The following is a 12,965-nucleotide window of genomic DNA, read 5'->3' as shown; positions in this document are numbered from 1 at the left end:
CGCCCTCCCACCCAAGTTGGCCGGCGAACCCCAAACCGGAGTCTGCATGCGCAAGATCGTCGTCACGTTTGGCCTCATTGCCGGGGCCATCATGTCCGCCATGATGCTCGTCCTCGTCCCCTTCGAAGGGGACTTCTGGATGGAGTACGGCGCCTACTTTGGCTACACCGGCATGGTGATGGCCTTCCTGCTCGTTTATGTGGGCATCCGGCGCTATCGCGACACCGAAGCGGGCGGGCGCATTGCGTTCTGGCCCGCCGCCAAGGTGGGGGCACTCATCATGCTGGTGGCCACCTGCTGCTATGTAGCCACGTGGGAAGTGATCTACTACAAGTTCAAGCCCGATTTTGCCCAGGTGTACGGCGACTATCAGGTGCGGAAGATGCGCGCGGCGGGCGCCAGCGAAGCCGAGGTCGCGGCCACGCAGGCGGAGATGACGCAGTTCGCCGAGATGTACAAGAACCCGCTGGTGAACATCGGGTTCACGTTTCTCGAGCCGCTGCCGGTTGGGTTGCTGGCGGTGCTGATTTCGGCGGGCCTGCTCAGCCGCCCGCGGCGCGCGTGAGCCGTTCGCTCACCATACGGCGCAGTGTGCCGTCTTCGAGATAGCGCCGGAGGTGCACACCCGGACAGCCCGTCTGTGCATAGTGGTAGTGCCCCCCGATACGGTCGACCGGCAGGTTGTTGACGCGCAGCGCCCAGGCCATGAGATCGGCAATGGCGGCCAGTTGCTGCGCTGACGGCTCCTGCTGGTCGTAGTTGCCGATCATGCTGATGAGGAAGTGACCGGATGGATCGTAGGTGGTGTTGGTCTCCCCCATGAAGCGCCAGTCGCGACCCTCGTACACGTCGCCTTCGAGGTCGAGCAGGAAGTGGTAGGGGACATCCCACCAGTTGCGCTCGCGCGCGCCCCAGGCCTGCAGGTTGCGCAGGCGCTGCCCCGGGTCCTCGTCGGGGCGCAGCACCCGCGCGTCGCCGGTATGATGCAGCGTGACGTGCGTGATGACATGCGGAATGCGCAGGCGTCGGTCCGCCCCGCCAGCCGTAGTGGCGTTGGCAATGGACGCGGGCAGCGAGGACAGCGTGGCCACTTCGAGGGCTACAAGTCCTGCCCCCAGCTCACCGGGACCGTAAATCGCCACCACGGCCAGATGGCGACCATTCCAGTTGTAGGCTTCGGTCTCGCGCACGAGGCGTTCGTGTCGCTGCCCATCGGCTTCGAGACGGAGCAGCGCCTGATCGACCGGCGTTTGCCCACTGGAGTCCGTCGCTACGCGCAGCACGGTCACCGTGAGGTCGTGAAACTGCAGCGACTCTCCGGCCTTCTTATTGCGCCGCATGGCATCTGCCGCATGACCCAGCGGGGCTTGGGCCTGCCAGGTGGTGTGCGAAATGACGCCTGGGGGCAGGCGGTGTTGCGTCCCCTCCGGCGAAGTAGGCTGCGCCGAGTAATTGCCTGGTCCAACCAGATGGGTGGCGAGCACGAGCCACCAGGTGAAGAACGTGGTCGGCATGGCGGGGCGACGGTGGTGGGGAGAGGCGAGGGTAACCGTTCGGTGGCGAACGATAAGCCGGCACCCATTGGGACGGCTTCGCGTTCATATTGTAGGCCGTTACGCCCTTGTGACACCCCGCGCCCCGGGCTCCGACTCTCGGCTGTTTGTTTTCCCGAGTCGGCAATCCCGTGTGCACGGGTGCCGTCATCCGCTGGAACGTACGCAGCTCTTTCCAACTCTCGCATGCCCTTTTCGAATCCTCCCGCAGGAGTCCCGATCGCGCGCTGGCGCGGACGGGCGCTTCTCCCGGGCCTGTGCGGTGCCGCCGCGATGATGCTGGCGGCCTGCAACGAGGCGGTCGCGCCTCCGGGTCGGTCGGCAGACGTGAACATTCGCGTCTATCTCGACCGCGACAACAGCGGCTCCTTTACTGCGGCGGACAGTGGTCTGGCCGGCGTCGCCCTGACCCTCGCGCCCACGGATGCCGGCAGCGGCACCGCGCTCGCGGCCACCTCAGGCGCCAATGGCGTGGCGGCGTTTGCGCAGGTCGCGCCGGGCGCCTACACCCTCACCCTGCCGACCACGGTGCCCGCCGGCGCCGTGCTCACCACCACCACTGCGCCGCGCGTGGTGGTCAGTGCCACCGGGGATGTGCGCGCGGACGATGTGCGCTACGGTTGGCTGCCGGGCACCATCAGCGGTCGCATTTTCCGTGACGATGACGGCAACGGCACGTTCAGCACGGGCGACACGCCCGGCGCGGGCCTGTTTGCCGTGCTGCGCCGCGGTAGCGCACGGCTCGACTCGGTGCTCGCGGATGAGCAGGGGGCCTTCCGCTTCGACTTCCTCGCGCCCGGCAGCTACACGGTGGCGCTCGAGAATCCGGCCACGATTGCCTACGCCGATGGCGCGTCGCGCACCGTGAGTGTGGCGGCCGGCGCCACGGCGTCGGTCAACGGTGTGTTCACCGGCGCGCTCATCATACCCATTGCCGAAGCACGCGCACGCGCCGTGGGCGCCACGGTGGCCATTGTGGGCAACCTCACCGTGCGACCGGGTCGCTTCACGTCGGGCTCGGGTGGTGTGAACTCCGAGATCTGGGTGCAGGATGCGACGGGCGGCATTGCGGCCTTCAGCGTACCGACGGCCGACAGTGCGCAGTATCGCCTCGGCGACCAGCTCGAAATCACGGGCACGCGCAGCGTGTTCAGCGCGCAGTCGCAGGTCACGGTGACGCGGGTGCGCAATCTGGGCGCCGGCACGCCGGTGGTGCCGGTGGCGCAGAGCGCGGCGCAGGCCAAGACCCTGCAGCGCGATGGCCAACTGGTCCGCGTGCCCAATCTCACGGTCATCAACATCCCGACCGGCACGGGCGCAGCGTTCACGGTGCTCACCACGGATGCGGCGGGCGACACGCTCGAAGTTCGCGTCGCCGGTACCGGGACGGGCCTTTCGCGCGCCAGCTTCACGCTTGGCAGCCGCTACAACGTGACCGGCATCCTCACGCGCTTCAACGCCATCGCGCAGATCAAGATTCGCGATGCTGCCGATCTCGAAGCGGGCGTGCCCATCACGCCCATTGGCACGGTGCGCACGTCGGGCGTGAACAACACCACGTATACCATCAGCGGCCGCGTGTCGGCGGCACCTGGCGCGTTCACGAGCGGCACGAACAACGTGAACTCCGAGATCTGGGTGCAGGACGCCACGGGCGGCATCGCCGTGTTCAGTGTGCCCACTGCCGACAGCACCACGCTGCCGGTTGGCGCACTGGTGGAAGTCACGGGTTCACGCAGTGCCTTCAGCGGACAGCTTCAGCTGGGTACGCCGACGGTGGTGCGCACCGGTGCTGTAGCGGCGCTCACGCCAGTGACCGTGACAGCGGCCCAGGCCGCCGCCCGCACCAATGAAGGCCAACTCGTGCGCATTGCCGGCTTCACCGTCACCACGGTGCAGACCGGTACGGCCACGGCCTTCACGGTGACCGGTACGGTGGACGGCGTCACGCTGCAGGTGCGCGTGGGCGGTCCGCTGCGCGGTCTCTCGCGCAGCAACTTCGTTGTCGGCAACACGTACACCGTGACCGGCATTCTCACTCAGTTCAACGGCACGGCGCAGATCAAGCCGCGCTCGGCCGCGGATGTGACGCCATGACCCGCATGCGAACCAGTCTCCTGATGCTTGGTGCGGTGCTCAGCGCCGCCTGTGTCGAAGATCCGGCCCCGGTAACGGCGCTCGAGGAAACGGGCCAGGTGTCCGGCATCCTCTTCTTCGATCGCGACAACAACAACGTGTACACGCCCACGGCGGGCGACTCCATCATGCCCGGCGTCACGGTGCGCGTGCTCGACCGCGGCACCACGCGTGTGCTCGGACAGGCGGTGTCTGGCGCCAACGGCCGCTACGAAATCGCGGTGCCGGTGGGCACACACGACCTCGACGTCGTCCGCAGCTCGGCCATCGTGGCCGGCAACTTCGTGTGGTGTGGTGCGGCGCCCAGTGTGTATGCGAACGAAGCCACGTTCGTGCCGACGCCGCTCAAGTTCGGTTGTGTCATTCGTGTCAACGTGGCCAAGCAGGCCGCGCAGGGTGCGAGCGTGACCATTGCCGGCATCGTGACCGCGCAGCCCGGACGCTACCGTGCGGCCAACGACAACCTGTACCTGCAGGACCCGACCGGCGGCATCCAGGTGTTCGGTGTGCCGGCGAGCCTCGGTCTGCAGGAAGGCGACAGCATCGAGGTGACGGGTACGCTGGCCACCTTCAACACCCAGCTGCAGATCACGTCGCCGCGCGTCGCGCCGAACATCAAACGTGGGGCCACGGTGCCCGACGCGGTGCAACTCACCACGGCGCAATTGGCCGCGACCACCAATCCGCTGGCGCCCAACGTGGGCCGGCTGGTGCGTGTGCGTCGTGTGACCGTTGGTGCGTTTGCCAGTGGCAACGCGCCCATCAACGACGGCAGCGGCGCGGCGCAGGTACGCCTCGACGGCAATGCCAACACCACCATCGGGACGGCCCGCTTCGAAGCCGGCAAGTGCTATGACATCACCGGTATCGTGGGCTTCTTCAACAATGCGACGCAGCTCCAGCCGCGCGGCGCGTTCGACGTGACGGAGGTTTCGTGTCAGTAACTCGTGCTCGTATGGCGCTCCCGCTGCTGGGTGCGCTGGTGGTCACGTCGCCCGTGGTGGCGCCGATGGCCGATTGGCTTCCCGTTGCGCCCGCGCGCCTGATGGCACAGGAAACCACGGGCTCCATCCGTGGTGTGGTGACGGGGCCGGACAACCGGCCGCTGGCCGGTGCCACCTTGACGGCCACCAATACCGAGACCGGCCTCGTGCGCAACGCCGTGGCCGGTGAAGACGGTGCCTATGTCATTCGCCTGCTGCCCTCGGGTACGTACAAGGTGAGTGTGCGGCGCCTCGGCAGTCAGCAGCAGGAACGCACCGGCATTCGCGTAACCGTGGGCAGCAGCACGCCGGTCAACTTCGCACTCAGCGAAGCGGCCGCGCAGCTCGGCGCGGTGCAGGTGCGCGCGTCGCAGCAGGTGGACGTGGCGGACGGTGGTGTGAAGCAGGCCGTGTCGCAGGAAGAAATCCAGAACCTGCCCACGCTGGGTCGTGACTTCACGGACTTCATCAACCTGTCCGGCCTCGTGAGCCCGACGCCCGAAACCACCACGGGCGGGCAGTTCTCCATCGCCGGTGCGCGTCCGTCGCAGACCAACGTGCAGCTCGACGGTGTGGACGCCAACAACACGTTCTTCGGTGAGAACCGGGGCGGCAGCCGCATTCCGTTCAACTTCTCGATCGAGTCGGTGAAGGAGTTCCAGATCATCACCAACGGCTTCGACGTGGAGTACGGCAACTACGCCGGCGGCATCGTGAACATCATCTCCAAGGGTGGTACCAATCGCCGCAAGGTTACGGCGTATGGCAACTACCGCGGTGATGCGCTCACGTCGGAGAACTTCAACGGCACGCCGGTCAACAACTTCAACGTGCAGCAGTACGCCTTCCAGGCGGAAGGCCCGCTCGTGAAGGACAAGTTGTTCTGGCTGGTGTCGGTGGATGGTCAGCGCCGCCGCGAGCCGTTTGTGCCCAACGGCCCCGACGCGCTGCTGGTGCAGGCGGCCGACTTCGAACGCCGCGCCGATGCGGCGGCCACGCCGGCCGAAGCCTCGTCGCTTCGGGCCTCCGCGGTGCGCGCGCGCCAGACGGCCGATTCGCTGGGTCGTTTCTTCAGCATCCTGAACGACCGCTACGGCATCGGCAATCCGGCCGGCGCGTACAATGAGTTTGCCACGCGCAACGACGTGCTCACGCTGTTCGCGCGCATCGACTGGAACATCAACAGCAAGCACCGCCTGTCGCTGCGCAACAACTACTCCAACTACGACAACGGCAACGAAACCTTTGGTGGTACCGCCATCGGTGGCCTGTCGCAGACGGAGTCGTTCAAGAACCGCACGAACTCGCTGGTGGGTGAGCTCAACAGCACGCTCGGTGATCGGGCCACGAATGTGTTCCGCTTCCAGTACTCGGGTGAGGAGCGTCCGCGTGTGGGCGCCGACCTCAAGCCGCAGTTGCGCGTGAACAACGTCATCCCCGGCACGGCCTACGCCTGGGGCGGCAACAGCCTCGCGTTCCGCAACAATCTCATCGAGAACAAGATCCAGATCGTGAACAATACGACCGTGGATCTGGGCCGTCACACGCTCAAGTTCGGCACCAACAACATCATCGCGCACTACGAGAACGACTTCTGGAACCAGGGGTCGGGCTTCTACACCTTCGACAACCTTGCCGCGCTCGAGGCGTATCGCCCGCTGCAGTACACGCGCAACGTGCGCTCCGACGGCCAGGTGCCGCGTGCGGTGTTCGACACCTACGAGTACTCGGCGTATGCGCAGGATCAGTGGCGTGTGACGCCGCGCCTGCTGGCCACGCTGGGTCTGCGTTACGATCTCTCGCGCTTCGGCGATGCGCCGGGCCGCGTGATCGACGCCGAGCGCGCGTTTGGTATCGAGACCGGCATCGCGCCGCTCGACAAGAACAACATCTCGCCGCGTGTCGCGCTGGCCTGGGATCGCAAGGGTGACGCGAGTGAAGTGTGGCGCGCCGGTGCGGGTCTCTTTTACGGCCGTTTGCCGGCCGTGCTCGGCTCGAACGTGGGCATCACCGACGTACCACTGCAGAACCTGGCCTGCACGGGCAGCGCGGCCGATGGGGACGCCAACGCGCCGCCGCCGGTGAATGGCTACCGCGACTGGGCAGCCAACGGTGACAACAACCCGTTCAACTGTGCGGGCGCGGCAGGCATCGGTGGCATTCCCGAGTACTCGTTCTGGACGCAGGGCTTCGAGATTCCGGAGACGTACCGCGGCAATGTCGGCTACGAGCGTCAGTTGGGTCGGAAGACACGGGTGTCGGCCGACTACCTGTATGCGTTCACGTCGAACCTGTACACGGTGCGCAACACCAACCTGCGGCAGCCGCTGTTCTCGCTGGCCAATGAAGGGAACCGCCAGGTGTACGTGCCGATCGGCGCCTTCCGCCCCAATGCGGCGGCCGGCAACGAGCGGCTCATCAACACCGACTTCGGTAATCTCTTCCAGAACTTCTATGACGGCCGCGCGCGTTCACAGGCGCTGACGTTCAACCTCGATCATCGCCTGGCCGAGGAGTCGTCGCTGCGCGCCTCGTACACCTGGACGACGGCCGACGACAACGGGTCGTTCTCCTGCTGCACGTCATTCGCGGGTTGGAGCGAGTCCCGCATCGGTGCGGCTGGCCCCAACGACATCGGCGGCATCGGCGCGACGGACAAGGCCTGGGGCCCCTCGGGCTTCGTGCGCAATCACACCATCATTCTCTCCGGCTTCACCAAGCTCCCGCTTGGCTTCCGTCTCAGCGGCATCTTCCGCATGCAGAGCGGCACGCCCTGGGGCCCGGAGCAGGGTGGTGACCTGAACGCCGATGGTCTTTCGTTCAACGACCGCCCGTTCATCTTCGCGCCGGAGGACTTCCCGGTGGCGATTCCCACCAACGTGACGGGTTCACAGGCGCAGGCCGAGTACGTGGCGGCGCAGCGCGAGATCTACCGCGGTTATCTCAACGACAACAAGTGCGTCGGCGACTACGTGGGGCAGATCATTCCGCGCAACACCTGCCGCCAGCCGTGGTTCAACCGTCTCGACCTGTCGCTGCGCAACCGCATTCCCACGCGTGCGGGCCAGAACGCTGAGCTGTCGATCGACTTCTTCAACGTGCTCAACGGCCTGAACAAGAACTGGGGCCGCTACGAGTCCGTGTCGGCGGCGCGCCGCAATCTGATGGTGCCGGTGTCCTACGATCCGACGGGCGAGACGATTCGCTACAACCTCACCGACTTCTTCGGTGACCGCACGCCGTTGGGAGGGAACCTCCTCCTGCAGTTCTCGATGCAGGTCGGCATTCGGTACACGTTCTGATCTTTCGGCAGCCCGGGTCCCGACGTCTCACCGCCATTTGTCAGATGGTGAGATGTCGGGATGTGGGAGTCGGGAAGATCAGATACGGTATAGATGAATGAGAGGACAGCAACCAACGAGGTGAGAGTCGCGATCGTGTGCGGCTGGGGACTGCGGTTGCGGTCGACCCCGACCCCGACCCCGACCCCGACCGCCCGTCGAGTCGAACACGATCGCGACTCTCACTTCGTTGGTTGCAGTTCTCTCATTCATCCATTTCTGTCTCATCTCGCATCGTCTCAACTCCCAGATCCGAGAATCCCACCTCTCAATTAAGCGGAAGCGCCGGAAGGAGATCGGGTAGCTCCGGCCAGTCTATGAATGGATTGCGATTGCCCTGCGCTCTGAACACCGCATCATTGCGCGCACGCTCCCACGCGTCCACCGGATCTTCCCGCGCCCAAGCCAGCAGCAGGTCTCGTTCCTGCGCGAAGTTGAGCACGCTGTAGCCACTGGGTCGGTCGGTGTGATAACGCAGATAGAAGTACAGCAGTCCACGCGCGATGTCGCCGCGCACACTGGGCCGGGGCTCGAACACCAACTGGCCGCTGTTGCCGGTCGCGTAGCCCAGCCGACTCACTTCGCTTTGCCCGGCAGGCGGTGTGCTGGTCCACAGCACCGTGCCGCGTACGAGGCCAAACGGATAGTTCTGCCGTCGCTCATTGGCGGCCGAGTCGGAGCTGAAGAGATGGTGCAGGTCACTGAGTGCAGGGTCCACTTCGGCGCCGCGGCTGCGTGGCCAGGTGTGCTCCGTATTGATCCGCGCATTGAACGCCGTGGCACGCGTGGTGACCCCCACGGCTTCACGGCCCGTGTAGAGATCGATAATCCACGGCCGCGTGCCGCGATCGACAAAGGCGTACAGCGAGTCGCGGGCGGCGGTGTAGCCCAACAGACGCTGCCCGCGCACCGCCTGCTGCAGAGCCGCCAGCAGCGCCGCATCGCACTTGTTGCGTGCCGCGTCGTAGTAGGCTGCCTGCGCCGCCGGCGGCGTGGTGGTGCACGTGTTGACGGGCGGCGGCGTGGTGGGCGCGTCGCTGCTGCTGCAGGCCGCCAACAGCATGGCGGCGAAGGGCGCGATGGCGACCAGGGCCGAGAGGCGGCGTGGTCTGGCCCAGACAGTCCAAGCAGCTGGCGCAGTTTCGAGAGGCGAGATAGCGTGCGACATCCCATAAGATGTCACTGAACGCGACGCCCCCGACAGACCCGGAGTGTGGCATGTCACCCACCCGCGCCCTGCTGCAGCACCTGCTGGCCACCATCGCCTATCGCACCCAGAAGGCGCTGCGTGGTGCCCCCGATGACTTTGGCGATTTCCGCGCCGCGCATCATGTGCGGACGCCGCACGAACTGCTCTGGCACATGACGGGCCTCATGGGTTATGCGCGCACCATGCTGCACGGCGGCGACTACGCGCCGCCCGCCACGCCCACCTGGCGCGATGAGGTCGCACGTTTTCACGAACAGTTGGCGCTCTTGCGCGACGACTTGGCCAACGCCTCGCTCACCGCGCGCATCAGCGATGAGCAGTTCCTGCAGGGTCCCCTTGCTGATTGCCTCACCCACGTCGGGCAACTGGCCATGCTGCGGCGCATGCACGGCGTGCCGGTGCCCAGCGAGAACTTCATTATGGCCGACGTGCGGCCTGACAATGTGAGCGCGGCGCAGCCGCTGCCGGCGGCGCCAGACGCCTGGTGGCGTCCGGATCAGCCGCCCCTGCCTCCCGGGCCCAATCCCGCGGGTTGACCAGCATCTCGCCCACCGCGGCTTCCTGAAACGCGCGCGCACCGGCTTTCGCCTGAATAGTCAGGACATCGGGCGCAGGACCCGGTGCGGCACGTGGCGCGTGGCGCCGATGGAGCGGGGATGCAGGGCATAGATCGAATTTTTCGCGGCAGATGGTTTCGCCGCATGTGGATGGTGCTGTTACTCAGTGTCATGCAGGACACCGCGCTTTGGGCACAGCGTGGAACGCAGAGTCGGGCGCAAAGCGGTGCGCAAAGCGGTGCGCAAAGCGGTACGCGCGTGGATTGGCGCGCCGATGATCCGGCGCGTCTGGCCTGGCTCGAAGCGCACGGACGCCGGGTGTCGCGCACCCACGTGGTGCTTACTGTTCCGCGTGACAGCATGCGCGCTGCGCATCAGGAGGCACTGGCCGATTCGTTGGAGCGCGGCCTGCAGGCCTTACACGAGCTGGTGCAGTCCCCGCACGCCTGGCAGCGGCACGGCAAAGTGGCCGTGCACATTCTGCTCGCTCCCGGCCGCTTTGTGTCGCATGCCAACGGCGATGGCCGCGTGTTCATTCCCTTCAGCGTGGCGGCGCGTGGCGAAGCCCCGTATCTGCACGAGAGCGCGCATGTGCTGCTGACGGCGCCGGCCCCGTTCTTTGTGTGGGAGCATGACACACCCCCGGCTCGTCAGGCGGTGGGAAACCGCACGGCACAGTGGCTGCTCGAGGGTCTGCCCAACGTGCTGGCCGCGCGTGCCGCGCAGGTGGCCGGTCTGCGTGAGTACAACGTGTTTGCCACAACGGCCGCAGGTTCGGTGCACGCCACCTGTGCCGAGCGCACGCGCGAGGCGCCACGCGCCGCGATGCGTGAGGCCGTGGGGAGCGAAGGCATGGTGACCGGATTGAACGGTGAGGCCCGCGGTGAGCTGGCGCCGGCCTACTACACCTGCGCCGAGTCCTTCGTGACCTTCCTCGTCGATCAGTTGGGTCTAAGGGCCGTGGTCGAGCTGGCCCCGCACATGACCCACGACACCTGGCGCACCGCGCTCGAACGTCTCGCGGCCGCGTCGCTGGAGGACCTGAAGGCGCTGTGGCAGAAACACCTGATGGCGGCGACTCGTACGGAGTGAGAGGGGCCACCGCTGGTCCACGGCCCACCACCACTTCCACACGGGAGCAGAACATGGCGCTGCTGGGCAACATTCTCTGGTTCGTGCTGGGCGGTGGGTTCTTCGCCTGGCTGGGATGGTTGCTGGCCGGCGTCCTGTTGGCCATCACCGTAGTGGGACTGCCCTGGGCGTTTGCGGCGTTTCGCATTGCCGGTTTTGCCGCGTTCCCCTTTGGGCGCACGCTGGTGGACGCACGCGATGTCGACGAAATGCGCGTGCCGGGCACCGGCATTGCCAACGTGCTCTGGTTCGTGTTCGCCGGCCTGTGGCTGTGGATCGCGCACGTCCTGGCTGGAATCGGCTACTGCCTCACCATCATCGGCATTCCATTCGGATTGGCGCACTTCAAGCTAGCCCAGGTCTGCCTCGCGCCGCTGGGCAAGCGCAGCATGCCCACGGCCTGAGACGCGACTGGCCCGTACACACAAACCGCCGCTGCACAGAACTCGTGCAGCGGCGGTTTGCCGTATCAGTCGTAGTGGACTCGCCGACCGGTGGTCGAGCTCAACGCGTCCAGACCACGATGCTGCCGCACTCCTGCATGCCCAGTTGGAACTGCGCCGGCACCGTGCCCGCGTGGTAGACCTCGATGGCGAAAATGTTGCTGGGGCCGTAGAACGAATCGAGATCCTGCACAGTGAATCCGGGGATGGGGAAGCCGTTCACCACGTAAAGCGGACTGCAGCGGGAGGAAATCGCGCCGCGCAAGAACAGGGTGTTGCCCGGACCGTTGAGGTCACGCTCCACGAACACGCCGCGGGTCATGCGCAAGGCGTCCGACACCGTCATCGAGTTCTTGAGCATGGGGTCGTTGAACGTCATGAAAATGCCTGAGGTGCTGCGGGCGCGATCCTTGATGTCCTCGGCCAGCGTGTAGCGCGGATAGAGCGCCACCGTCTTCACGGTGTCCAGCACCGACTTGAGCGTGTTGAGATCGGTGGTGAGCGATTCCATGTCGCTGCGTATATCGAGCGTTTGCCGCGCCGGGAAATAGCCCACCGCGCGCACGTCCACGAGGCGGGTGCCCACGGGCGCGTCGGGCAGCACCCACTCCCCCCTGTCGTTGGTGCGCGTGCTGGGGCCGTTCACGAAGCGCACCTCGGCGTCGGCCAGCGGACGCTGCGAGTCGGCACGACGCACCACACCCCGCAGGGTTGTCGTGCCGCCCCCCACAAAGAGCTCGCGGCGCATGAAGCCTTCCTCCGTCATCTGCGCTTCCACGAGGTCGGTGCTGTCACCGCCCACACCGGCCCGCACGGCCACAATGCCGGGGCTGGGCACGCCGCAGATGGCAAACCATCCGTCGGCCTGCGTGGTGACGGTGCGCCGCGGCGAGCGCTTGGCGAGGCCGGTCTTGCTCAGGGAGTACTCCAGCCACTCGCCGCTCACCGTGGCACCCTCAACGGGCTGGCCCGTCAGCGGATCGCGCACATGGCCCATGAGCACCGAGCCGTTGCGGCCAGCGCCGCACACGGCCGACCGGATGCGCGACGGGGACGGTACCGCGAGGTACGCGCCCACACTGTCCGGCGCAGCAATGGTCAGCGTCTGCGCCACCGGCGCCAGCCCCAATGAGTCGAGCTTGGGGTGATGGAAGCCGATGGCATAGCGCCCGCTCGGCACCTCACGAAAGACAAACTGCCCCAGTGAGTCGCTGCGCACGGTGAGACCAAAGGTCCCCGCGTCGTCGGCTGCGCGAAGCTGCACCCAGGCCCCCGGTAGGGGGGCGCCACGCAGGCTGTCGTAGACGATGCCACCCACCTTGGCCACCTGCGCAACGCGCCCAGCGCGTGTTGTGTGGCCGGCCGAGGCGGCGGTGACCGAGGCGAGCGTGGTGGCTGGCTGCACGGGCGCGCCGGCCTGCTGGGCGCCGGCCTCAGTGAACGCCAAACCCATGGCGGTCAGCAGCGTGGCAATGGGGCGGACGTTTCGAGCGACCGCGGGTTGGGCAGACTGACTCATGACATGGCCCGGAGGAGGGGAGACCGTGGAAAGTACCGTTCAGGAGGGATTGGGGCGAGTTTCCACCCACCTGCGTACCCCGGGCGGAAACC

The 12,965-nt window shown here is 66.5% G+C and carries 10 protein-coding genes; 7 read left to right on the top strand and 3 right to left on the bottom strand.

All coding sequences use genetic code 11. The features are described from left to right. The first annotated feature begins 46 nt into the window (after positions 1-46). The gene (locus B2747_RS03275; RefSeq protein WP_291156844.1) at positions 47-565 is read left to right on the top strand and encodes a DUF4199 domain-containing protein; all 519 of its coding nucleotides are present in this window, start codon (positions 47-49) and stop codon (positions 563-565) included. Here B2747_RS03275 and B2747_RS03270 read toward each other — a convergent pair. Then, positions 543-1,514: a peptidoglycan recognition protein family protein gene (locus B2747_RS03270; RefSeq protein WP_291156842.1), complete on the bottom strand. Its 972-nt coding sequence runs from the start codon at positions 1,512-1,514 to the stop codon at positions 543-545. The two genes, B2747_RS03275 and B2747_RS03270, sit on opposite strands and share 23 nt — an antisense overlap. A gap of 225 nt (positions 1,515-1,739) precedes the next feature. Here B2747_RS03270 and B2747_RS03265 point away from each other — a divergent pair, with 225 nt between their 5' ends. The 3 genes from B2747_RS03265 to B2747_RS03255 are packed head-to-tail and all read left to right on the top strand — an operon-like array spanning position 1,740 to position 7,974. Continuing rightward, entirely contained in the window at positions 1,740-3,650 is a 1,911-nt protein-coding gene (locus tag B2747_RS03265; protein ID WP_291156841.1) for a DUF5689 domain-containing protein, read from the top strand. Next, positions 3,647-4,633, top strand: a complete 987-nt coding sequence (locus tag B2747_RS03260; protein ID WP_291156840.1) for a hypothetical protein — start codon at positions 3,647-3,649, stop codon at positions 4,631-4,633. The genes B2747_RS03265 and B2747_RS03260 overlap by 4 nt, the downstream gene beginning before the upstream one ends. A gap of 11 nt (positions 4,634-4,644) precedes the next feature. Then, positions 4,645-7,974: a TonB-dependent receptor gene (locus tag B2747_RS03255; protein WP_291156838.1), complete on the top strand. Its 3,330-nt coding sequence runs from the start codon at positions 4,645-4,647 to the stop codon at positions 7,972-7,974. Between the two features lie 307 nt (positions 7,975-8,281). On the opposite strand, the gene B2747_RS03250 is transcribed toward B2747_RS03255, so the two are convergent. Next, positions 8,282-9,181: an endonuclease I family protein gene (locus B2747_RS03250; RefSeq protein WP_291156836.1), complete on the bottom strand. Its 900-nt coding sequence runs from the start codon at positions 9,179-9,181 to the stop codon at positions 8,282-8,284. A gap of 50 nt (positions 9,182-9,231) precedes the next feature. Here B2747_RS03250 and B2747_RS03245 point away from each other — a divergent pair, with 50 nt between their 5' ends. The 3 genes from B2747_RS03245 to B2747_RS03235 all read left to right on the top strand — a co-directional run bounded on the left by B2747_RS03245 (position 9,232) and on the right by B2747_RS03235 (position 11,315). Beyond that, on the top strand, positions 9,232-9,759 hold the full coding sequence (locus tag B2747_RS03245; RefSeq protein WP_291156835.1) for a DinB family protein: 528 nt from the start codon (positions 9,232-9,234) through the stop codon (positions 9,757-9,759). A 165-nt stretch (positions 9,760-9,924) separates the two neighbouring features. Further along, the gene (locus B2747_RS03240) at positions 9,925-10,872 is read left to right on the top strand and encodes a hypothetical protein (RefSeq protein ID WP_291156833.1); all 948 of its coding nucleotides are present in this window, start codon (positions 9,925-9,927) and stop codon (positions 10,870-10,872) included. 53 nt (positions 10,873-10,925) lie between these two features. Next, a complete protein-coding gene (locus tag B2747_RS03235; protein WP_291156831.1) occupies positions 10,926-11,315 on the top strand; it encodes a YccF domain-containing protein in 390 nt (129 codons plus the stop codon). Between the two features lie 100 nt (positions 11,316-11,415). Here B2747_RS03235 and B2747_RS03230 read toward each other — a convergent pair whose 3' ends face one another. Further along, positions 11,416-12,873 carry a carboxypeptidase regulatory-like domain-containing protein gene (locus B2747_RS03230; protein WP_291156829.1) on the bottom strand — a complete coding sequence of 486 codons (1,458 nt, stop codon included), beginning with the start codon at positions 12,871-12,873 and terminating at the stop codon, positions 11,416-11,418. Positions 12,874-12,965 lie beyond the last annotated feature (92 nt).

Origin of the sequence: Gemmatimonas sp. UBA7669, from assembly GCF_002483225.1 — a bacterium.
GTDB lineage: Bacteria > Gemmatimonadota > Gemmatimonadetes > Gemmatimonadales > Gemmatimonadaceae > Gemmatimonas.
The sequence above is the reverse complement of the archived record's forward strand: the minus strand, read 5'-3'. Positions and strand labels throughout refer to the sequence as shown.